Origin of the sequence: Planococcus plakortidis (genome assembly GCF_001687605.2) — a bacterium.
In the GTDB taxonomy this organism is placed as follows: Bacteria; Bacillota; Bacilli; order Bacillales_A; family Planococcaceae; genus Planococcus; species Planococcus plakortidis.
The window spans coordinates 2,165,797-2,187,155 of the sequence record NZ_CP016539.2 but is presented as its reverse complement, the minus strand read 5'-3'; the positions used below and the strand labels follow the sequence as shown (position 1 = coordinate 2,187,155).

Here is a 21,359-nt window from a genome sequence, read left to right as displayed (position 1 = left end):
CGATTATTTCAACAAAAGGAAGGGAAGCCGGAAACTTTTTCTTCGTGAAAGCCGTCTATTACTTAAGGAAAGAAAGAAGCTTACAATATATATCACTTTTCTTTTTTACGGTCCATGCTATAATGATGATGGATATGTATGCAAAATGAGAGATTTTTTAAGGAGGAAGGACATGCTATACCTTACACTGGTTGTGGCATTCATCGCTTCGATTCTCCTGACACCCCTTGTGAAGAGATTGGCATTTCGCATCGGGGCAGTGGATCGGCCCAATTACCGAAAAGTACATGCAAGGATCATGCCGCGCCTGGGCGGATTAGCCATATTCGGATCATTTCTGATCGCTTATCTTTTCCTTCAACCGAAAGATCCGGTTTCAGCCGCATTTGAAGCATCGCTGATCCCGATCGAAACAGCTATCATCATCGGTGCGTTTTTGATTATCGTAACGGGCGTCTTGGATGACATGCTTGAAATTACAGCGAAAGCCAAGATGCTCGGGCAATTGGCTGCGGCCGGCGTCGTGGTCATTGGCGGCGGGCTCGAAATTTCATTCATTAACTTGCCGTTCGGCGGCGTGCTGGATTTCGGCTACTTCAGCATTCCGTTGACGATCATTTGGATCGTCGGCATCACCAACGCCATCAACTTGATTGACGGGCTCGATGGGCTGGCTGCTGGGGTTTCCACGGTTGCGTTATTGACGCTGACGGCGATGGCCTTCATCATGGGCGATGTGTTCGTCATGTCCACAGCGGCCATCCTGGCTGCAAGTTCCATCGGTTTCCTATTCTATAATTTCCACCCCGCGAAGATTTTCATGGGGGATACAGGGGCATTGTTCCTCGGCTTCATGATTTCAGTGCTCGCTTTGATGGGGTTCAAGAACGTAACAGTCGTTGCCTTGATCATTCCGATCATCATGCTTGGCGTGCCGATTTCAGATACTTTCTTCGCGATTGTACGCCGTGTGCGCGAAAAGAAATCCATCTCAGAAGCAGACAAGTCCCATTTGCACCACTGCTTGCTGAATATCGGATTCTCGCATAGCCAGACCGTCCTGATCATCTATGGCATTTCCGCATTGTTCGGTCTTGCGGCCTTGCTGTTCTCCCAAGCGACTTTGTGGGGAGGCATCCTGCTAATCGGCGTCATGCTATTGGCAATCGAATTGTTCGTGGAAGTGGTGGGGCTGGCAGGAAAGAATTACCGTCCATTGATCAATCTGGTTAGAATGATAGGGAAATAAAAAGCGGCTGCGGCCGCTTTTTTTATTTTGGGCGGGTCATGAAACGAAAAAAACTGGCAACCATTACGGTTGCCAGTTTTTTTGTTCATCTTCAGGGTCTGTTCCAGGAGCTGGAAGAGCTTGCTCGGTGAGATTTTCTTCATTTAAAGAAAGGTTGGAAGTATCGGGTTTCAACCCCAGGTGGCTTTGGAGAATGTCTTTCAATTCCTCAAGCGATTCTTCGTCGGGCATATAATAGTAAATGCCTGTCGACATATCATCGTAACCTTTGATGCTCATCGTTTCCACATCCGGTTTACCGTTTTTCGCATATTCGAAAAATGCTTGCATATCGCGGAAACTTAAATTGGTTTTCATGTTGTCCCCGACCGCATCGATGACATTGCCATATTTAGTGATGGATCCTGCAGATAAGGCTTTGTCCATGATCGATTCAAGGATCATCTGCTGACGCTTGCCGCGTTCAATGTCATTGTCGTAATAACGGGTTCTGGCCAGCGCCAATGCTTCACTGCCATTAAGGTGCTGGGTACCTTCTTTGAGTTCGATCGCATTGTGGGAATCCGTTTCATCTTTTTCCTTCAGGTCATACGGGACGTCTGCAGTGATCCCACCGAGTGCATCGACCACATCGACGAAGGCATCGAAGTTCATCGTCATGTAATAATCAACCGGTACATCGAGCAGGCCTTCCACGCTTTCGATTGTCGATCGCGGGCCGTTCAATGCGTAAGCATGGGTGATTTTGTCTTCATAGCCAGAGTCCGGGATGAGCGTGTACGTATCACGCGGGATGCTCACCAGCTTCACGGACTTATCCTCGTTATTCAATGTCGCCAAGACCAAAGCATCTGAGCGGATGTTATCGCTGCTTTGGTTTCTTGCGGCACTATCATCGATGCCGATGAACAGGATCGAGATATTGTCGTTCAAGGGTTCGACCTGTTCATCGCGGAGATCGGATTTGTCGCGGCCGTCCGCAGATTCATATGCGTTGTTCGCCGCAAATTCGGCTTTTTTCACGAGCCAAATTCCAAAAGCGGATAAACTGATCAACAGGGAGACGGCCAGGATGGCAGAGATTTTGACGATTTTACGCCGCCGGCTGGATTTTGCCTCCCGTTTCATTTTTCTACTCATTATAGTTGCTCCTCTAAGGGGGATTATGTGCGGCTTTGTGTTTAGCCGGGCACATGCATGTTTCATTTCACTGGTCTGTTGGGCATAGTGAATTTACGAATTTTCATTTTTTTGTGCTGTGGATATTATACAGTGATTTTTTCCGTGCGTAAACGAAAAGAAACTAAGCGTGGGGGAATTCGAGGAATTCGGTATCCGCCGATTCGATTTCGGCTTGCCCATTTGTCAGTTCATTGACCCAGTCGATAAATTGGCGGTGTTTTTCGACAGGCACGTGGATGGAGAGCACCACTACATCGGAATAATCGATACCTGCCAGGGGGTAATCCGATTGGCGGAATTCGTTCTCGATTTTGCCAAGCCAAGTATAGTCGATGGAGACCTTCATCAAATGATGCAAACGGCGCTCCACTACGCCTGATGCGGCGATCGCTTCCGAAGCGGATTTTCCGTAAGCCCTGATCAAACCGCCGCCTCCCAATTTGATGCCGCCATAATAGCGCGTCACGACCAGCACGGTATCTTTCAATCCTTGTTTTTTCAGCACTTCCAGCATAGGGACGCCAGCCGTTCCGCTTGGTTCCCCGTCATCGTTCGCTTTTTGTATCGAATCGTGTTCACCGATGAGGTAAGCTGAACAATTGTGGGTAGCCTGGCGATGTTGCGCCTTGACCGAATCGATGAATGCCAGCGCTTCTTCTTCGCTCTCGGCTCTCGCGGCATGGCCGATGAAACGTGACTTATTTATGAGTATTTCTGCACTGGCAGAAGAACCTACTGTTATGTAATTTTCTCGCATTTTTATTCCCCCTGTTGTAAAATGAAATCAGATAATTTGTAATGTATTCTTAATATGCTGTTGCGTATATAGTGATATACTTGTTAAAGCCCGTAAGCGCATGAAATAAGAAAACGGATGGTTACAGTAAGTATAGCTAAGGCGGTTTTAGAATGGCAAAGAAAAATGATGGAACTTCATTAGATTCCATCTTTGACGAGCTGGTCGCAAAGATGGACCAGTCGAAACAGGATATTTTCGCCATTAGCGAAGAAAGTCGCCACAGCTATGAAGAGATGAAAGACGAACTGGAGAACGTCAGGGCAAACATCAGCCGCATCATCGCGGAAGGCGACGCGCTTGAAGAGCGGACCCGTTCGGCGCGGAGAAGGCTCGCGGAATTATCAGGTTCATTCGAGTCTTTCACTGAAAGCCAGGTACGTGAAGCTTTTGAGCTGGCCAACGAACTGCAAGTCCAATTATCTTTGAACCGCGCCGAGGAAAAGAAGTTCCGGCAAAAGCGGGACCGGCTCCAGCGAAAACTCCAAAAGCTTCTCCAGACGATTGAAAGGGCAGAGCGGCTGGTCAATCAAATCAATGTGGCCACCAATTATTTGTCATCGGATCTGGAAGATTTCGGGGATGCGGTCGACAAGTCAAGAAGCAAGCAGGATTACAGCTTAAGAATCATCGAAGCCCAGGAAGAAGAACGCAAGCGGCTGTCGCGCGAGATCCATGATGGGCCTGCGCAGATGATGGCGAACGTCCTGTTGCGCTCGGATTTAATCGAGAAAACTTACCGCGAAAAAGGTGCGGATAAAGCCTTCAAGGAAATTTCTTCGTTAAAGGATATGGTACGGCAAGCGCTCACGGAAGTCAGGCGCATCATCTATGATTTGCGTCCAATGGCGCTTGACGATCTCGGACTTGTGCCGACCTTGAAAAAGTATCTGGAGACGATTGAAGAATACAATCGCGGCGTCCGGCTGTTTTTCCATTCCAATGGAAACGAGGTCCGGCTACCGAATAATTTTGAGACTTCCATTTTCCGGCTTGTGCAGGAAGCGGTCTCGAACGCAATCCGCCACGGCAAATCGACAGATATTGAAGTCAAGATGGAGTGGCTCGCCGAACAAGTGTCCATTATCATCAAAGACAATGGATCCGGCTTTGACCAGGAAATCGTCAAGGACCAGTCATTCGGCCTCACCGGAATGAGGGAGCGGATTGAATTGATCGGCGGGGAGTTCTTCATCAACTCCACACTCGGCGAAGGAACAGTGTTAATGTTTCATATCCCGCTGAAGGCGGGTATGTAAGATATGGTATTTTGAGGAGGACGACATAATGACAAAAATTATTATTATCGATGACCACCAATTGTTCCGGGAAGGCGTTAAGCGCATCCTGGACTTTGAAGAATCGTTTGAAGTGGTCGCAGAAGGCGGCGACGGCGAGGAAGTCATCAAACTATACGAAGAGCACCAGCCAGATGTGGTGTTGATGGATATCAACATGCCGCAAAAAAACGGCGTCGAAGCAACGGGTGAACTAATCGAAAGATTCCCGGACGCTAAAGTCATTATGCTGTCCATTCACGACGATGAATCGTATGTGACGCATGCCCTTAAAACAGGCGCGCTTGGCTATATGCTGAAGGAAATGGATGCAGACGCCATCATCCAGGCCATTAAAGTGGTCGCAAAAGGTGGGTCTTACCTGCATCCGAAAGTGACGCGCAATCTGGTGATGGAATTCCGCCGCTTGAGCGAACGTGAAAACAAGGGATCTTTCCATCAAACGGAAATCCGCCGGCCTTACCATTTGTTGACAAAACGCGAAAGCGAAGTTTTACAGCTGTTGACGGATGGGCAAAGCAACCGCGTGATCGGTGAAACTTTGTTCATCTCTGAAAAAACAGTGAAAAACCATGTGTCGAGCATTCTGCAAAAAATGCAGGTCAATGACCGTACCCAAGCAGTGGTCACAGCCATTAAGAACGGTTGGGTGGAAGTACGTTAAAAAGCATATAGGCAGTCGGTTCAACTGATGCCAAATATAAAAAGCGCTGGAAGCCAAAGCTTCCGGCGCTTTTTTACATGCGTCCGATGCAGAACTGATAGATCGATGCGGTGACCAGGCAATCGCCGAGCGCATCGTGCGCATTGTGCTCGAGCTCGAGATAAGCGGATAAAGTGGTCAGCTTATGGTTCGGCGTTTCGGTGATGAATTTGCGTGCCAGCCTGACCGTGTCGATGACTTGGTAAGGCGGCACCGGCGTGATGTGCTCAAGTGCATAAAGGAATCCCATATCGAATGGCGCATTATGGGCGACAATCGGCAAATCGCCGATAAAGTCGATCAACTGGGGAGCGATTTCCTCGATGACCGGCGCATCCTGGACATCTCCGTTGCGGATGCCTGTAATACGCGTGATCGTGCTCGAAATCGGCCGTTCCGGATTGATCAACAAGTACATCGTGTCCTGCTGTTGATGCCCGATATACTTAACGGCACCGATTTGGATGATTTTATCATCGCCTGCACGCAAGCCGGTCGTTTCAAAATCCAGTACGATATAGTTTTCTGCCGGCTCCATCGTCAAATTGTATTTTTTCGCTCGTGTGGCGGTTCTTCTTTTCGGGTACGTCCGTGTGTCCTGCATTTTCTGGTTGAGCAAACGCTCTGCCTCCCATTTTTCCAAATGATCGTCTCCTTTCGGTTTCCTTCCATTGTACATGACGGCGGAAGGAATTGTCCTGTCGCATATTGACACCGTTTCTTCATTGTATTCCGTGCAGACCTATGGCAAAATGAGCGAAGGAGGAATGCATCATGAAAAAATGGATAATGGCAACTGGGCTCATGCTAACGCTCGCAGGCTGCTCGGGCGAGGACGAGTCGCCGGTCAATGGCAACACGGCAGAAGACGGCAATGCCACCAACGAGAATAATGCGGTTGAACACGGCATCACAGACCAAGAAGTAGGGTTTACATTGGATGATGAGGGAGATGTCATCGCAGCGGATGTTCCAGAAGCAGAAAAACAGGAACTTCTTGGCGCGTATGAGGAATACATCGCCGCGTTCAATGCTGAAGACATGGATCGCTATATGGCAACCATCGCTGAAAACCCGGATGGTTTCGACCGTGAAGAAGATCAACAGGCATTAAGTGAAGCCTTTGAAAATTACGATACGACATATACGACAAGCGACGAAACGATCGTCAAATACGAAGAGGACCGGGCGGAAGTGTTCGCCACGATCGATGTGGAAATGAATGAAGCCGGAACAGAGCAAGGAATGCAACAATCCGGCCGCCAAGTGGTCGTTTTCAAAAAAGAGCAGGGCGACTGGAAAGTGACGAGCCTGCATTTCATCGGAAATCAATAATGGAAAACTGAACGAAAGGCTTTTCCTCGCAGGCAAATAGGTGCTTGTAGCCGGAAAAGCTTTTTTGGATTCGCCCCGGTTCAAAAAATAGTGGGAATTGGCCTTTCGATGGCCTGGATTTTATGCCTATCGGCAGGCAAGTTTTGGTAAGATAGCAGTGGAGGTTGATTGAAAATGAAAACAGCAATAGTGACTGACAGTACAGCATATATCCCGAAGCAGCAAGCAGCAGATAAAGGCATACACGTAGTGCCTTTGCAGATTACATTCGGCAATGAGTCCTACGCAGAAACCGAATTGGATACTTTGGAATTTTACGAGAAAGCGCGGACAGAACTCCCGAAAACCTCTCAGCCGCCTGTCGGTGAGTTCGTTTCGTTATACGAGAAACTTTCTCGGCAATACGATGAAGTGGTGGCGATCCACCTGTCGAGCGGCATCAGCGGGACGATGGCCGGGTCGAAGCAGGCAGGGGACATGACCGAGGGCGTGGATGTCCATGTATTCGATTCTGAAATCGCTTGCGCCGTTCAAGGCTTCTATGCGTTAAAAGCGGCGGACCTTGCAGGGCAGGGCATGGATGCAAGCGGGATTCTCGAAGAGCTAGAAGAAATGAAAAAGACATTGCGCGCTTATTTCATGGTAGAGGACCTCCGCCACCTGCAGCGCGGCGGACGGTTGTCAGGGGCGCAGGCTTTGGTCGGCAGCATGCTCCAGATCAAACCGCTGCTTCATTTTCAGGACAAGCTGATTGTCCCGTATGAAAAGATCCGCACGCGGAAAAAAGCGATGAACCGCATTGCGGAAGAATTGAAAAAAGACTGCGGCAAAGGCCCGCTTCAAGCAACGGTCATTCATGCCAACCGGCTGGAAGAAGCGGAAAAATGGAAAGCGGAGCTTGAACTTACCTGCCCGGATGTGGAATTCACGATTTCCCATTTCGGTCCGGTCATTGGCACGCATTTAGGAGAAGGCGCGATGGGCCTTGGCTGGGCAAAGAAATGACCGGTCAAGGCCTTTCGGCTATAAAAAGGAGGAACTCCATGCAAGCAATCGAAGCATTTCTGACAGGGCGGATATGGATTAAGCAATTCATCCCGTTCCCGCAAGAACTCATCCAACAAGCCATCGATCAAGGCAATGCAATTGTCGTCAACGGCATATCGGCTGATGGCGAGTGCACAAGGTGCCACGAGACATCAACGGAGTATGTCATCCCGTTCCCGTGCGCGACATGCGGTAAAGTGTGCAGCTATTGCAGAAGGTGCATCAAGATGGGGCGCATCAGCAGCTGCACGGAATTGGTTTTATGGCAAACGCCAGCTGCAGCGAATGCCGGCCCCCGTGCCTTTGGATGGGCCGGCAATCTGACGCCGTTGCAGGAAAACGCATCAAAAGCCATTTCTAAAAGCATCCGCAAGCGAGAGGACCACCTGCTTTATGCAGTCTGTGGTGCCGGCAAGACGGAAATTCTATTTTCCCCGATCCACGAGGCGCTGCAAAAAGGATTGCGCATTTGCGTAGCTGCACCGCGCACCGATGTCATACTCGAACTCTCCCCCAGATTCAAGCAGGCATTCCCAGATGCCACCATCCACACGCTCTACGGAGAAAGCCCCGAACAAAGCGGCTACGCAGAAATCATCCTAGCCACCACCCATCAATTGTATCGATTCCACGAAGCTTTTGATTTATTATTCGTCGATGAAGCGGATGCATTTCCGTATTCACTTGACCCATCGCTCGAACGGGCGGTGAAAAAAGCCGGTAAGCCATCCGCTCCTGTCATCTACATTTCCGCCACCCCATCCAAAACTCTCCAAAACCGCATTTCCGCACAATCTACGATATTCAAGCGTTACCATGGAGCGCCACTGCCAGTTCCTGCGTACCGGGCACTATGGAATTATGAACGCCAGATCCGAAAAGAAAAGGTCCCTGCTGCATTGAAATATTGGATAGAAGACAAGTTGCAGAAACAACAGCCGTTCCTATTATTCTTCCCATCCGTCCAATTGATTGAGCAAGCAAGCCCCTTACTGCAAAAAATCGATCCGACAATCGCCGCGGTTCATTCCAAAGACCCCCAGCGCAAAGAAAAAGTGATGCAATTGAGGGAAGGCGCTTTATCAGGCCTTGCCACGTCGACCATATTGGAACGCGGCATCACGATTCCCCATTTGCAAGTCGCAGTCATCGGCGCCGACCACCGGGTATTCGACCGGGCAGCGCTTATCCAAATAGCAGGGAGAGTCGGAAGAAGCACAAAAGATCCTGGCGGGGAGGTCATCTTTTTCCATAATGGCATTACCCGCCAAATGGACGCGGCAAGACACGAGATCCTCTTCTATAATAAGGAGGGAAGGGCATGAACTGTTGTCTATGTGACCAGGCATTGCGTTTTGTGCCCTCATGGCGCGGCATCTTCCTCTACGAACCAATGGAAGTCGCATGCCAGCCGTGCCGGAAAGAATTTTCGAAGATCACCGAACACGGTTGCCGAATTTGCAGCAAGGAAGGCGAAACGATATGCCCTGATTGCCGTTATTGGGAAGAGAACGGCTATCGTGAACTCATCCAATCGGGAACAAGTCTTTACCGCTACAACGATGCCATGAAAGACTGGTTCCACCAGTACAAGTTTTTGAAGGATGTCTTATTGGCTCAAGTGTTTGCCAAAGATTTACGGGAAGTTTTGAAGAATGAGCGGGGAGTGGTGGTGCCGATTCCGCTGAATGAAGAAAAGCTCCGCGAACGGAGCTTTTCGCAAGTGGACGAATTGCTATTGGCGGCGGGGATTCCATACAGTCATCTGCTGGAGAAATGCGGTGAAACTTTGGGGGAGAAAACCCGCCAGGAACGGATGGCGACAAAGCAGTTGTTTCGATTGAACGGGAGAGTGGTCCCGAAGCAGCTGGTGCTGGTGGATGATCTCTATACCACAGGCACCACCATGCGGCAGGCAGCAAAAACTTTGCAGGAAGCGGGCGCAGAGTCGATCCGCATACTCACTTTGATTCGCGCGTAAGCTTGAAAAAGTGACTGACTCTTAGGCAAAAAAAAAACGGCCGCATGGAGCAGCCGTTCACGTTTGTATTAATGTTCATAGATCATTTTGCGCGTCATGCCGCCGTCAATCGTCAAACACTCCCCAGTGATAAACGAATTATCCGGATTCGACAAGAATAGGCATGCTCTGGCAATATCGTCCGTAGTGCCTACGCGCCCGCTCCAATGCTGTTCGTGGTCAACTTTGCGCAATTCTTCTGCATCTCCTGTGTGGATCCAGCCGGGAGCGATCGAGTTGACGCGTATGCCTTTTGGGTGGAGGCTTGCGGCAAGTGAGTGGCTGAGCGCAAAAATCCCGCCCTTGGAAGCGGAGTAGCTTTCCGTCCCCTGTTCTGACATGAACGCTCTTGTCGAGGACATATTGACGATCGACCGGATGTCCTCGTCCATATAACGGGCAGCTTCACGGCTGCAGATAAAGACGCTCTTCAAGTTTGTATTGAGCACGCGGTCCCAATCTTCTTCGGTCAATTCCCAAAGTGGCGTGAACTCTGAAACTCCGGCGTTGTTAATCAGCACATGGATGCTGCCATGGGCTTTATGGATTTCAGAAAAGACGCGTTCGACTTCCGAAAAGCTCCCTACATCACATTGGCGGTATTCCACACCGTCGATCTTGACCTCTTCAATATCCAAGCCGATGACGTTTGCGCCTTCTTTTTGAAAATATTGTGCTACGGTTTCCCCGATACCTTGTGCGGCACCTGTCACTACAATCGTTTTATTTGTAAACATGGGCTTCATCTCCTTGTCATATTGTTTACCTTTTTACTATCCTGCTGAAACTTTTTACGTTTCAAGAAGGATTCCGGAGGGAACAACTAGAAATAGATAGATAGCAAAACAGAAGGAGGAGTTCACATGCTGCAATTCAACATCAGAGGCGAGAATATTGAGGTAACTCCCGCAATTCGCGAACATATCGAGAAGAAGGTAGAGAAAATCGAACGCTACTTCACCGATGGGGCGAATGCAACAGCAATGGTGAATCTGAAAACGTACAACCATAACCAAACAAAAGTGGAAGTCACAATTCCGATGAAAAACCTAACACTGCGTGCTGAAGAACGGCACGATGATCTCTATGCAGCGATCGATTTGATCGTTTCAAAACTGGAGCGTCAAATCCGCAAGTATAAAACGAAAGTCAACCGCAAATTCCGTGACCGCGAAGGGATGGGCCTAGCCTTTGCAGCAGCAGAGAGCGAAGCGCAGAATAATGGCGCGGCAGAAACGGATGAAGAGGAAGATTTGAAAATCGTGCGTACAAAGCAATTCGACTTGAAACCGATGGATGAGGAAGAGGCAGTCCTGCAGATGAATATGCTTGGGCACAGCTTCTTCGTCTTCACCGACGCGGAGTCGAACGGCACGAATATCGTCTACAAACGGAAAGACGGTTCGTACGGGCTGATCGAGACAACTTCATAAACAGAAAAGCCTCCCGTAGCGGGAGGCTTTTATTGTGCTTTTTTTTAGCTGGATTTACCCAAGCTCGTTCCTGGCATGAAGTTATATCAAAAATGTTTCTTTCAAAATTGTTTCTTTCAAAATTGTTTTGCTGTTTAAAGGGAAATGCTTTGTTTGCACGCTTTATACTGCAGTGTTAAAATGAATGATGAGATTTTTCTTGAAAATGCTGCAAATGATTAAGATAAACCCAGAGAATGAAAATATGAGCAATAGCGGTTAATGGGCTTCCGATAGCCTGAATCGCCATGCAGGGAGCGGTTAAACATGCTTGGAGTATTGAATAAAGTATTTGACCCGAACAAACGGGATTTGAAACGATTGGAAAAAGTGGCAGACCAGGTGGAAGCCTTGGCTGATGAGTATACAGCCAAGACAGATGAAGCCTTAAAAGCGAAGACAGCCGAATTCACATCACGCTATGAACAAGGCGAGTCGCTCGATGACATGATGCCTGAAGCATTTGCTACGGTGCGCGAAGCATCGAAGCGCGTACTTGGAATGTATCCATTCCGTGTGCAGATCATGGGAGCTGCATCGCTCCATCAAGGGAATATTTCTGAAATGAAGACCGGTGAAGGTAAAACCTTGACTTCGACGATGGCCGTCTATTTGAATGCCATCACGAAAAAAGGCGTCCATGTCGTGACAGTCAACGAATACTTGGCGAGCCGCGATGCCGAAGAAATGGGCAAACTGTATAACTGGCTCGGCTTGACAGTTGGGCTCAATGTCAACAGCCTGACGAAAGAACAGAAACGTAAAGCTTATCAGGCGGACATCACCTACAGCACGAATAATGAGCTCGGCTTCGATTATTTGCGCGACAATATGGTGCTCTATAAAGAGGACATGGTCCAGCGTCCGCTTCATTTTGCCGTAATCGATGAAGTCGATTCGATCTTGATCGATGAAGCACGGACCCCGTTGATCATTTCAGGACAGGCGGCGAAATCTGCACAGCTCTATATGCAAGCGAATGCGTTCGGCCGCCTGCTGCAAAAAGACACGGATTACGCATACGATGAAACGACAAAAGGCGTCGTCCTGACGGAAGAAGGCATCGAGAAAGTCGAAAAAGCTTTCAGCATCGACAATTTATTCGATTTGAGCCACGTCCGCTTGAACCACGCGATCAATCAATCACTGAAAGCGCATGTTACGATGCAAAAAGATGTCGATTACGTTGTCCAGGACGGCGAAGTGGTCATCGTCGACCAATTCACCGGCCGCCTCATGAAAGGCCGCCGCTATTCGGACGGGCTTCATCAGGCGATCGAAGCCAAGGAAGGCCTCGAAGTCCAGAATGAATCGATGACGATGGCGACCATCACGTTCCAGAACTATTTCCGCAAATACGAGAAATTGTCCGGCATGACCGGTACGGCGAAAACGGAAGAAGAAGAGTTCCGCAATATCTATAATATGAACGTTATCTCGATTCCGACAAATAAGCCGATCATCCGTGACGACCGCGTCGATTTGATTTACGCGACGACCGAAGGCAAGTACAAGGCGGTTTCTGAAGACATCATCGAGCGCCATAAAAAAGGGCAGCCGGTCCTAGTCGGTACCGTAGCGATCGAGACGTCGGAAATCATTTCCGCCTATTTGACGAAAAAAGGCATCAAGCATTCGGTCTTGAACGCCAAAAACCATGCCCACGAAGCTGAAATCATCCTGGATGCCGGCCAGAAAGGCGCCGTCACGATTGCCACGAACATGGCAGGGCGCGGAACAGACATCAAATTGGGCGAAGGGGTCATCGAAGCAGGCGGGCTCGCAGTCATCGGCACCGAGCGGCATGAATCCCGCCGCATCGATAACCAGCTGCGCGGGCGTTCAGGCCGCCAGGGAGATCCGGGCGTGACTCAATTCTACCTGTCGCTTGAAGACGACCTGATGCGCCGTTTCGGCTCGGACTCCATGCGCAATATGATGGGCAAGCTGGGCATGGACGATTCCCAGCCGCTTCAATCCCGCATGGTGACGCGTTCTGTCGAATCCGCCCAAAAACGGGTGGAAGGCAATAACTTCGATGCACGAAAACGCCTGTTGCAATATGATGATGTCCTGCGCGAACAGCGCGAAATCATCTATAAGGAACGGATGGAAGTGCTCGAGACCGACAATATGCGCGAACTTGTCGATAATATGATCGACAACTCGATCGGCCGCATGGTCGCAAGCTATACCGCAGCCGAGAAGCCGGAAGAGTGGCACTTGAAATCGTTGACGGAAGTGATCTCCGCGAATCTCTTGCCGGAAGATGCCGTCACTGAACAGGATCTCGAAGGCAAGACGCAAGAACAGATCATCGAATTCGTGCGCAGTAAAGTAACCGCGCATTATGATGAAAAAGAAGTCGAAATGACGCCTACGCGCATGCGTGAATTCGAGAAAGTTGTCCTGCTTCGTTCAATCGATACGAAATGGATCGACCATATCGACGCGATGGACCAATTGCGCCAAGGTATCCACTTGCGCGCATACGGCCAGAACGACCCGCTACGCGAATACCAGAACGAAGGCTTCGCGATGTTTGAAGCGATGATCGAGTCGATTGAAGACGACGTTGCGAAATACGCAATGAAAGCGGAAATCAAGAACAATCTCGAACGCGAAGAAGTGGCGAAAGGCCAAGCGGTCAACCCGAAAGAAGGCGCCCAGGCGCCCCGCAAGAAGAAAGAGCCCGCCCGCCGGGAAATGGAAGTAGGCCGCAATGACCTATGCCCATGCGGCAGCGGCAAGAAATTCAAGAACTGCCATGGGGCAGCTTCGTAAACAAGTGTTCGATAGCCGAAGAGCATTAGCTCTTCGGCATTATTATGAGGAGGAACTTTATATGATGGAATTAGCGGATATTCGCAACCAGCTCGACAAAACAGCCGAAAAATTGGCGGACTTCAGGGGGTCTCTTTGACTTAGAAAACAAAGAAGCCCGCATACAGGAATTGGACGAAAGAATGATCGATCCGGATTTCTGGAACGACCAGGAAGAAGCGCAAGTGGTCATCTCCGAACTCAATGCCTTGAAGGATACAGTCAATCGTTACCGCAAGTTCGAAGAAGGCCAGGAAGACATGGAAATGACACTCGAACTTTTGCGGGAAGAGCCCGATGAGGACCTGCATGAACAATTAAGCGAGGAAATGAAGCAGTTTCTGGACGATCTCGGCAATTTCGAGTTGGAGCTCCTATTGAGTGAACCGTATGACAAAAATAATGCCATTCTGGAACTGCATCCCGGCGCTGGGGGAACGGAATCCCAGGATTGGTGTTCGATGCTGCTTCGCATGTATACGCGCTGGGCTGAGAAACGCGGTTTCAAAGTGGAGACTTTGGATTACCTGGCAGGAGATGAGGCCGGGGTCAAATCGGTCACGCTCGGCATCAAAGGCCATAATGCTTACGGCTATTTAAAAGCTGAAAAAGGCGTCCACCGCTTGGTCCGTATTTCACCGTTCGACTCCTCCGGCCGCCGCCACACATCGTTTGTATCGTGTGAAGTAATGCCGGAGTTCACTGGCGAAATCGAAATCGATATCCGCACGGAAGACTTGAAAATCGATACCTACCGTGCAAGCGGTGCCGGCGGTCAGCACATCAATACGACGGACTCCGCTGTCCGGATCACCCACTTGCCGACTGGCGCAGTCGTGACGTGCCAACAGGAACGCTCACAGATCAAGAACCGCGAAAAAGCGATGCAAATGCTGAAAGCGAAGCTATATGCATTGAAGATCGAAGAGCAAGAAAAGGAATTGCTGGAAATCCGCGGGGAACAGAAAGAAATCGGCTGGGGCAGCCAGATCCGTTCTTACGTCTTCCACCCGTATTCCATGGTCAAAGACCACCGGACCAACCATGAAACTGGAAATCTCCAAGCTGTCATGGATGGCGACCTGGATGGATTCATCCATGCAATGCTGCGCTCGAAAATGCAATAAGGCTGAACAAACCATCAGTGGATTTCAAAAGCAAGGGCCCTGGAAGCGGCTGCTCAACAGAGTGGCGGCTTCCGGGGTTTTTTTATTTGCAGAAAGGCAATAGAAGTAGAAGATGCTTAAATTTGCCAAGGAGGGGTTGGGCATGATGACCCATCAATTATTGATTTTGCTGGTTATCGGCTATATCGTCTATACAATCGACATCAAAAAGAACTTTTTCCCAGTTCCAGTGGTGCTGGTAGGAATCGGGCTGGGACTGTCATTTATTCCGTATTTCGCCGGATTCAATATTTCAAAGGACATCATCTTCAACGTCTTCTTGCCGGCAATTTTATTTACGTCGGCCTATCAATTTCCTTTAAAGCAATTAAAGGAGAATATCGGCATCATCATCACATTGAGTACGCTAGGCCTGATCTTCACTGTCGTATTGCTTGGCTTGTCCATATACTTGGCGGGAGGTATATTTACCGCGTTGTCCCTTACTGCCGCGTTTTTGCTGGCAGCTATCCTGACTCCGACGGATCCGGTATCTGTAACGACCATCCTGAAGGAAAGCAGCGGGGCGGAACAGATTGCTGACGTCGTCGAAGGGGAATCGATGATCAATGATGGCACGAGTATTGTCTTTTTCACCATTTTCCTGTCGATGTATCAAACCGGGAACGGGTTTTCATTAGGGAAATTCACTGCGGAATTACTGCTCGTTTCAATCGGGGGCGTCATTCTCGGAATCGCGATCGGCTGGTTGATGAGCAAGACGATCCGTTTTACACATGATAAAAAGTATCAAGTCATGTTGAGCGTCGTTGGCGCTTACGGGGCATTTTACATTGGCGAAGCCATCGGGGTGTCGGGCGTGCTTGCCACGGTAGCGGCGGGCATATTCGTCGCCTATGAAATGGGCAGGGAAATCAAGGAAGACACGCTTCCCCAATCCTTGGACGGTTTCTGGGATATCGTGACGCCGATTTTATTGGCAGTGCTGTTCTTGCTGATCGGCATACGAGGTGCGGAATATTTGGCCTTCTCAGGGTGGTGGTTCGCGATTGTCATTTTTCTGTTGGCCGTCCTCGTCCGTTTCCTCGTCATCGCGCTGTTCATTTATGGAGTGCCAAAATGGAAGCATGAGTTCAATAATGATTTTTCGACGATTACATTAACGGCATGGTCAGGAATCAAAGGCGCGATGTCAGTCGCATTGCTTCTTTGGCTTGAAGAAACGGCATCCGGACAGGATCAAGTGCTGATTTCCCTGGCCTTTGCGGCAATTGTGCTTTCGCTCGTCATTCAGAGCATCGGCATCTATCCGTTATCGAAAGTATTGAAAAACCTTCAATAATAAACGACCGTATACGGTGGGTTTCAAAACGGGAGTGTGCTGCGAAAACGCTATTGCTTCATCCGGATGAAGTTCACAAAAAACGGGGGTTCTGCTATACTCTGACAGGGTTCAAGTGAATATAGAAGGAAGAGGAATAATAGCTTATGGGTAAACGAAATATACGCAAAACAAAAGATCCACATCCGGTATTGACGAGTGTGATGGATTATCTTGCCGTGCTGGCTGGAGCGGCGATTGTCGCCATTTCATTTAACGTGTTCCTATTGCCGAATGAAGTAGCCTCGGGCGGAGTCAGCGGTATCAGTACGATCCTTTTCGGCTTATTCGAATGGAAGCCTGCATTCGTCCAATGGGCATTCAATATCCCGCTGTTCATCGCGGGCGTCATTTTGCTCGGAAAGAATTTCGGCATCAAGACAGCAGTCGGCACCGTATTTTTGCCGTTTGTCGTATTCCTGACCGAAGATTGGGAAGCCTGGACGAGAGATCCGCTGCTCGGGTCATTGTTTGGCGGCATCATGGTCGGATTGGGGCTCGGCATCGTATTCCGCGGAAAAGCTTCAACAGGCGGAACGGATCTTGCGGCACAGATCATCACCAAGTATACTGGCCTGACCCTTGGGACGAGCGTCGCGATCATCGACGGCATGATTGTACTGGCCGCCGCCATTGTTTTTGATATCGAGAAAGGCTTGTATGCATTGATTGGGCTGTACTTGACGACGAAGACCATCGATTTGGTACAGGTCGGGTTCAGCCGTTCGAAGATGGTCTACATCATTACGAACAAGCAAGTGGAAATCCGCGATGCCATTTATGAAGAAGTTGATCGAGGCGTTACGGAATTGACCGCGACCGGCGGCTATTCGGGCAACGAAAAGCCGATATTGATGGTCGTGATTCCCCAAACAGAATTTACGAAGCTGAAACAATTGGTCAAATTGATCGATCCGCAAGCTTTCGTTATCGTATCGGATGCTTCGGAAGTGTTGGGGGAAGGTTTCAAACGTGCGTAAAATTGGTATACTTCTATAGAAGGTAAAATAAGCAAGACAAAGAGGAGGATTTCCATGAAAAAGCAATTGATGACCGTATTGTTCGGTTCCGCTCTTGTGCTTGGCGCATGTGGCGGCGGAGAAGAATCATCCCCAGAAGAGCCTGCTGACACTGGCGGCGATACAGAAACTGAAACTACGACAGTGGATGCAGAAGCAGTCATCCAACAAAACTGTATTTCGTGCCACGGTGAAAACTTGGAAGGCCAAGGCAATTTCCCGGCATTGAACGATGTAGGATCCCGCCTATCACAAGAGGAAATCCTGTCAGTTATCGAAAATGGGCAAGGTGCAATGCCGCCGAACATCATTGAAGGCGAAGAAGCAACAGCTGTAGCGGAATACCTTGCGAACCAAAAATAAACCGGCATCATGCCCGGTTTATTTTTTTTGGAAAAAAACAAGGGAGATTCGAATGTTTGTGGTAAAAATATGGAAGATAATAAGGCTCTAAGACCTTATATTATTAAAATTTCAGATAATTCTTTGTATCGAGACTGAGTCTGAATTGAAATGTATCTGTAACAAAAAAGGGGGTGAGGAGTGTTATAATAACCGTGCTGCAAAATTTGCTACGTACTTGGGAAATCTACATTCGGCATAAGGCCGAATAATATAGGTGGTTTATTTAATGATACAAATGAAGAATATTTACAAAAAATATCCGAACGGCATTGTGGCACTCAACGGATTGAATGTTGAGATCGACCAAGGCGAATTTGTCTATATCGTCGGGCCGAGCGGAGCTGGTAAATCCACGTTCATCAAAATGATGTATCGCGAAGAACGCCCGTCTTCGGGACAAATGCTCGTCGATGGGAAAGATATCGGGAAATTGAAGAACCGGAAAGTGCCGTTCCTGCGCCGCGACATCGGTGTCGTGTTCCAGGATTTCAAACTCCTGCCTCGCTTGAATGTCTATGAAAATGTCGCTTTTGCCCTCGAGGTCATCGAGGAAAAACCGCAAATCATTAAAGAGCGGGTTATGGAAGTCTTGGATATGGTCGGCTTGAAGCACAAAGCGAAAATGTTTCCGCGGGAGCTATCCGGCGGTGAACAGCAGCGGGTTTCCATCGCCCGTTCCATCGTCAACACACCGAAAATCATGATCGCTGACGAACCGACAGGAAATCTTGACCCGGATACTTCCTGGGACATCATGAACCTGTTCGAACAGATCAACGCGGCCGGAACGACCATCATCATGGCGACCCACAACCGGGAAATCGTCAACAAGTTACGACATCGCGTCATCGCCATTGAAGGCGGCTTGATTGTACGCGATGCAGCCGGAGGTGATTACGGCTATGAAGATTAGAACATTTGGGCGCCACATCAAGGAAAGCTTCAAAAGCCTGGGCCGTAATGGCTGGATGACCTTTGCTTCCGTCAGTGCCGTCACTGTCACATTATTGCTTGTCGGAGTCTTCGTCATGATCATGATGAATTTGAACAAAGTGGCTGACGATCTCGAAAATGATGTAGAAATCAAAGTCTTTGTTTCACTCGATGCAGAAGAGGAAAACATTGCGGAGCTTGAAGAAGAAATATCTGGGTTGGAGGGCGTTGAATCGGCCGACTTTTCCACGAAAGAAGAGGAATTGACGGATCTTGTGCTCGACTTCGGCGAAGAGCTCAGCTTGTTTGAACAAAGCAACCCTCTGTTTGATGTGTTCTATGTAAAAGCGATAGAGCCCCAACAGACAGAAGCGGTGGCCAAAGAAATTTCCGCGCTTGAATATATCGAAGACGTGGAATACGGGGAAGGGAAGATTGAAAAGCTCTTCAATTTCCTCAATGCAGGCCGCAATGTCGGACTGGTCCTCATTTTGGCGTTATTGTTTACGGCGATGTTCCTGATCTCGAACACGATCCGCATCACCATCGTGGCGCGTCGCACTGAAATTGAGATCATGAAACTTGTCGGGGCGACCAATTGGTTCGTCCGCGTTCCATTCATTTTGGAAGGCATGTGGCTCGGGATCCTCGGTTCAATCATACCGATCGGCCTAGTCGTCCTGCTATATCAGAAAATCACGGAATTCGCTCAACCCCGGCTTAGTGGGGAACTCTTCCAACTGCTGGAGTTTTCACCTTTCATTTACCAAGTGAGTGCATTGATCTTGGCGATGGGTGTCTTTATCGGCATTTGGGGAAGTTTTATGTCCATCCGTAAGTTTTTACGTGTATAATCAATTCAAGGCCTATGGTCGCACTTTAACCATAGGTCTATATCTTACATAAATCAGGAAATAAAATACAGACATAGAAAAAGAACGTAAATCCAAGGGGGAAACGAACTTGAATTCGAAGTCTAAATGGGTGTTGTCCGGTGTTTCATCAATTCTTGCGCTGTCTTTGCTGATGCCTGCTGCACACGCAAATAGCAGCAAGCTGGACGAATTGGAACAAGAACAACAGCAAGTCCAGAAAGAACAAAAAAAATTGGAAAAAGAACGAAAGAAAATAGAACAAAAAGAAGAGGATCTTAGCTCGGGTATCCAAAAGAAAGAAAGCGAAATCCAGGAAACCTCTTCAGAACTCGACCGCATTGTTTCTGAAATCCAGCAATTGGACAAGAAAATGCAGGAAACACAATCCAAGATCAATACAGTACAAGCCGAGATCGACCAAACTAAAGAAGAGATCGATGAACTGAAAGAAGCGATCAAAGAGCTCGAGCGTAAAATCGATGAACGCACCGAATTATTGAAAGAACGCGCCCGCGCCATCCAGATGAGCGGCGGGTCTGTCGAATACATCGATGTTTTGCTCGGCGCCAATAGCTTCATCGATTTTATCGACCGTTTTTCGGCGGTCAATACCTTGATTGAAGCGGACCGTGAAATCATGCGTGAACAAGCAGCCGATAAAAAAGAATTGGCTGCCAAGCAAGAGGCGGTAGAAACGATTCTTGCCAACCAAGAAGAACGACGGGCTGAATTGGTTTCATTGAAAGCCTCATTGGATAGCCAGAAAAAACAACAAGCGGGCTTGAAAAAACAAATGGAAGCAGAACAGAAACGTCTGGCTTCCGAAAAGAACAGCTTGGAAGCGCAGCACGAAGAAGCGCTTGAAGTGAATGCTGCATTGGAGAAACAAATCATGGGGCAACAATCCCGCATGGCGAAATTGGCTCAGCAAGAAGAAGCCGAACGGGCACGCATAGCAGAGGCTGAACGGAAAGCAGCAGCAGAAAAGGCAGCAGCGGAAAAAGCGGCAGCTGAGCGTGCTGCGGCAGAGAAAGCGGCGGCTGAACGGGCAGCTGCGGAAAAGGCGGCGGCTGAAAAATCATCGGCGCAGTCTTCATCGGCGAGTGCCGCACCGGCACCAGCACCGACGCCAGCACCAGCTCCTGTCGTTAAGCCATCAGCAAACTTCGTGATGCCGGCTTCCGGCCGCCATACTTCAGGATTTGGCGGTCGTGATATCGGGGCAGGTGCCGAGACGCACCTTGGCTACGATATCGCCAATAGCCCAGGAACACCGATTGTGGCATCCGCCGCCGGATTCGTTTCATATGCAGGGACAATGAACGGTTACGGCAATGTCATCATCATCAACCACTCGATCAACGGGCAGCCGTATGCGACCGTATACGCCCATTTGAACTCGATCGGTGTATCGGTCGGCCAGAAAGTCGGCCAGCGCCAGTATATCGGCGGAATGGGCAATACCGGACGTTCGACCGGGCCGCACTTGCATTTTGAAATCCACGTGGGATCTTGGAACGGCTCGCGCAGCAATGCCGTGAATCCAGCCAATTACCTTTCTTATTAATAAAAAAGCCGTCATGGCCATTCTTTCCGCTTCAGTATGGATGAAGTGTCGGGAAGAGGCCGTGGCGGTTTTTTTCTATGACACAATTTGTTGCGGAATAATTCCGGCGAATTTACTGGCTACGAAC

20 protein-coding genes are annotated in these 21,359 nt (G+C 49.0%); 16 read left to right on the top strand and 4 right to left on the bottom strand.

All coding sequences use genetic code 11. The features are described from left to right. Positions 1-172 precede the first annotated feature (172 nt). The gene (locus BBI15_RS11045) at positions 173-1,249 is read left to right on the top strand and encodes a glycosyltransferase family 4 protein (RefSeq protein ID WP_068869611.1); all 1,077 of its coding nucleotides are present in this window, start codon (positions 173-175) and stop codon (positions 1,247-1,249) included. Positions 1,250-1,312: 63 nt separating this feature from the next. On the opposite strand, the gene BBI15_RS11040 is transcribed toward BBI15_RS11045, so the two are convergent. Further along, positions 1,313-2,389, bottom strand: coding sequence for an LCP family protein (locus BBI15_RS11040; RefSeq protein WP_068869610.1), 1,077 nt, complete (start codon positions 2,387-2,389; stop codon positions 1,313-1,315). Between the two features lie 163 nt (positions 2,390-2,552). Then, complete coding sequence (locus BBI15_RS11035) at positions 2,553-3,188, bottom strand: YigZ family protein (RefSeq protein WP_068869609.1); 636 nt, start codon at positions 3,186-3,188, stop codon at positions 2,553-2,555. 152 nt (positions 3,189-3,340) lie between these two features. Here BBI15_RS11035 and BBI15_RS11030 point away from each other — a divergent pair, with 152 nt between their 5' ends. After that, the gene (locus BBI15_RS11030) at positions 3,341-4,486 is read left to right on the top strand and encodes a sensor histidine kinase (protein ID WP_068869608.1); all 1,146 of its coding nucleotides are present in this window, start codon (positions 3,341-3,343) and stop codon (positions 4,484-4,486) included. Positions 4,487-4,514: 28 nt separating this feature from the next. Continuing rightward, the gene (locus BBI15_RS11025) at positions 4,515-5,189 is read left to right on the top strand and encodes a response regulator transcription factor (RefSeq protein WP_058383351.1); all 675 of its coding nucleotides are present in this window, start codon (positions 4,515-4,517) and stop codon (positions 5,187-5,189) included. 73 nt (positions 5,190-5,262) lie between these two features. On the opposite strand, the gene BBI15_RS11020 is transcribed toward BBI15_RS11025, so the two are convergent. Beyond that, a complete protein-coding gene (locus BBI15_RS11020; protein WP_068869607.1) occupies positions 5,263-5,871 on the bottom strand; it encodes a 3'-5' exonuclease in 609 nt (202 codons plus the stop codon). A 131-nt stretch (positions 5,872-6,002) separates the two neighbouring features. Between BBI15_RS11020 and BBI15_RS11015 the strand changes: the two genes are divergently transcribed. From BBI15_RS11015 to BBI15_RS16660, 4 genes are all read left to right on the top strand, one after another. Further along, positions 6,003-6,563 carry a DUF4440 domain-containing protein gene (locus BBI15_RS11015; protein WP_068869606.1) on the top strand — a complete coding sequence of 187 codons (561 nt, stop codon included), beginning with the start codon at positions 6,003-6,005 and terminating at the stop codon, positions 6,561-6,563. Between the two features lie 174 nt (positions 6,564-6,737). Further along, a complete protein-coding gene (locus BBI15_RS11010) occupies positions 6,738-7,568 on the top strand; it encodes a DegV family protein (RefSeq protein ID WP_068869605.1) in 831 nt (276 codons plus the stop codon). A gap of 38 nt (positions 7,569-7,606) precedes the next feature. Next, positions 7,607-8,935, top strand: coding sequence for an ATP-dependent helicase ComFA (locus BBI15_RS11005; RefSeq protein ID WP_084632834.1), 1,329 nt, complete (start codon positions 7,607-7,609; stop codon positions 8,933-8,935). Continuing rightward, on the top strand, positions 8,932-9,591 hold the full coding sequence (locus tag BBI15_RS16660) for a ComF family protein (RefSeq protein ID WP_237150863.1): 660 nt from the start codon (positions 8,932-8,934) through the stop codon (positions 9,589-9,591). Before BBI15_RS11005 ends, BBI15_RS16660 begins: the two co-directional genes overlap by 4 nt. Before the next feature lie 68 nt (positions 9,592-9,659). Here the strand turns inward: BBI15_RS16660 and BBI15_RS10995 are convergent, their stop codons facing one another. Then, entirely contained in the window at positions 9,660-10,367 is a 708-nt protein-coding gene (locus tag BBI15_RS10995) for an SDR family NAD(P)-dependent oxidoreductase (protein ID WP_068869603.1), read from the bottom strand. Between the two features lie 126 nt (positions 10,368-10,493). Here BBI15_RS10995 and hpf point away from each other — a divergent pair, with 126 nt between their 5' ends. The 9 genes from hpf to BBI15_RS10950 all read left to right on the top strand — a co-directional run bounded on the left by hpf (position 10,494) and on the right by BBI15_RS10950 (position 21,232). Further along, positions 10,494-11,063 carry a ribosome hibernation-promoting factor, HPF/YfiA family gene (gene hpf, locus BBI15_RS10990; protein ID WP_068869602.1) on the top strand — a complete coding sequence of 190 codons (570 nt, stop codon included), beginning with the start codon at positions 10,494-10,496 and terminating at the stop codon, positions 11,061-11,063. Positions 11,064-11,369: 306 nt separating this feature from the next. Further along, positions 11,370-13,886, top strand: coding sequence for a preprotein translocase subunit SecA (secA, locus tag BBI15_RS10985; RefSeq protein WP_068869601.1), 2,517 nt, complete (start codon positions 11,370-11,372; stop codon positions 13,884-13,886). A 64-nt stretch (positions 13,887-13,950) separates the two neighbouring features. Beyond that, positions 13,951-15,052, top strand: a protein-coding gene (gene prfB, locus BBI15_RS10980; protein ID WP_157101697.1) for a peptide chain release factor 2 whose coding sequence is annotated in 2 segments (ribosomal slippage) — positions 13,951-14,022 and positions 14,024-15,052 — 1,101 coding nt in all. Because the reading frame shifts where the segments join, the coding sequence is not laid out codon by codon here. Positions 15,053-15,194: 142 nt separating this feature from the next. Continuing rightward, positions 15,195-16,394 carry a cation:proton antiporter gene (locus BBI15_RS10975; RefSeq protein WP_068869599.1) on the top strand — a complete coding sequence of 400 codons (1,200 nt, stop codon included), beginning with the start codon at positions 15,195-15,197 and terminating at the stop codon, positions 16,392-16,394. Positions 16,395-16,597: 203 nt separating this feature from the next. Beyond that, complete coding sequence (locus tag BBI15_RS10970; RefSeq protein WP_405312886.1) at positions 16,598-17,413, top strand: YitT family protein; 816 nt, start codon at positions 16,598-16,600, stop codon at positions 17,411-17,413. Between the two features lie 54 nt (positions 17,414-17,467). Then, entirely contained in the window at positions 17,468-17,815 is a 348-nt protein-coding gene (gene cccB / locus BBI15_RS10965) for a cytochrome c551 (RefSeq protein WP_068869597.1), read from the top strand. A gap of 268 nt (positions 17,816-18,083) precedes the next feature. Then, the gene (ftsE, locus tag BBI15_RS10960) at positions 18,084-18,770 is read left to right on the top strand and encodes a cell division ATP-binding protein FtsE (protein WP_068869596.1); all 687 of its coding nucleotides are present in this window, start codon (positions 18,084-18,086) and stop codon (positions 18,768-18,770) included. Further along, entirely contained in the window at positions 18,760-19,644 is an 885-nt protein-coding gene (gene ftsX / locus BBI15_RS10955) for a permease-like cell division protein FtsX (protein WP_068869595.1), read from the top strand. Before ftsE ends, ftsX begins: the two co-directional genes overlap by 11 nt. 109 nt (positions 19,645-19,753) lie before the next feature. After that, positions 19,754-21,232, top strand: a complete 1,479-nt coding sequence (locus BBI15_RS10950) for a murein hydrolase activator EnvC family protein (protein ID WP_068869594.1) — start codon at positions 19,754-19,756, stop codon at positions 21,230-21,232. The last annotated feature ends 127 nt before the right edge of the window (positions 21,233-21,359 follow it).

What these genes read in the sequence shown, in the direction of transcription:
- BBI15_RS11045 (WP_068869611.1), top strand. Translation starts at nt 173, where the DNA reads ATGCTATACCTTACACTGGTTGTGGCATTCATCGCTTCGATTCTCCTG.
- BBI15_RS11040 (WP_068869610.1), bottom strand. Translation starts at nt 2,389, where the DNA reads ATGAGTAGAAAAATGAAACGGGAGGCAAAATCCAGCCGGCGGCGTAAA.
- BBI15_RS11035 (WP_068869609.1), bottom strand. Translation starts at nt 3,188, where the DNA reads ATGCGAGAAAATTACATAACAGTAGGTTCTTCTGCCAGTGCAGAAATA.
- BBI15_RS11030 (WP_068869608.1), top strand. Translation starts at nt 3,341, where the DNA reads ATGGCAAAGAAAAATGATGGAACTTCATTAGATTCCATCTTTGACGAG.
- BBI15_RS11025 (WP_058383351.1), top strand. Translation starts at nt 4,515, where the DNA reads ATGACAAAAATTATTATTATCGATGACCACCAATTGTTCCGGGAAGGC.
- BBI15_RS11015 (WP_068869606.1), top strand. Translation starts at nt 6,003, where the DNA reads ATGAAAAAATGGATAATGGCAACTGGGCTCATGCTAACGCTCGCAGGC.
- BBI15_RS11010 (WP_068869605.1), top strand. Translation starts at nt 6,738, where the DNA reads ATGAAAACAGCAATAGTGACTGACAGTACAGCATATATCCCGAAGCAG.
- BBI15_RS11005 (WP_084632834.1), top strand. Translation starts at nt 7,607, where the DNA reads ATGCAAGCAATCGAAGCATTTCTGACAGGGCGGATATGGATTAAGCAA.
- BBI15_RS16660 (WP_237150863.1), top strand. Translation starts at nt 8,932, where the DNA reads ATGAACTGTTGTCTATGTGACCAGGCATTGCGTTTTGTGCCCTCATGG.
- BBI15_RS10995 (WP_068869603.1), bottom strand. Translation starts at nt 10,367, where the DNA reads ATGTTTACAAATAAAACGATTGTAGTGACAGGTGCCGCACAAGGTATC.
- hpf (WP_068869602.1), top strand. Translation starts at nt 10,494, where the DNA reads ATGCTGCAATTCAACATCAGAGGCGAGAATATTGAGGTAACTCCCGCA.
- secA (WP_068869601.1), top strand. Translation starts at nt 11,370, where the DNA reads ATGCTTGGAGTATTGAATAAAGTATTTGACCCGAACAAACGGGATTTG.
- BBI15_RS10975 (WP_068869599.1), top strand. Translation starts at nt 15,195, where the DNA reads ATGATGACCCATCAATTATTGATTTTGCTGGTTATCGGCTATATCGTC.
- BBI15_RS10970 (WP_405312886.1), top strand. Translation starts at nt 16,598, where the DNA reads ATGGATTATCTTGCCGTGCTGGCTGGAGCGGCGATTGTCGCCATTTCA.
- cccB (WP_068869597.1), top strand. Translation starts at nt 17,468, where the DNA reads ATGAAAAAGCAATTGATGACCGTATTGTTCGGTTCCGCTCTTGTGCTT.
- ftsE (WP_068869596.1), top strand. Translation starts at nt 18,084, where the DNA reads ATGATACAAATGAAGAATATTTACAAAAAATATCCGAACGGCATTGTG.
- ftsX (WP_068869595.1), top strand. Translation starts at nt 18,760, where the DNA reads ATGAAGATTAGAACATTTGGGCGCCACATCAAGGAAAGCTTCAAAAGC.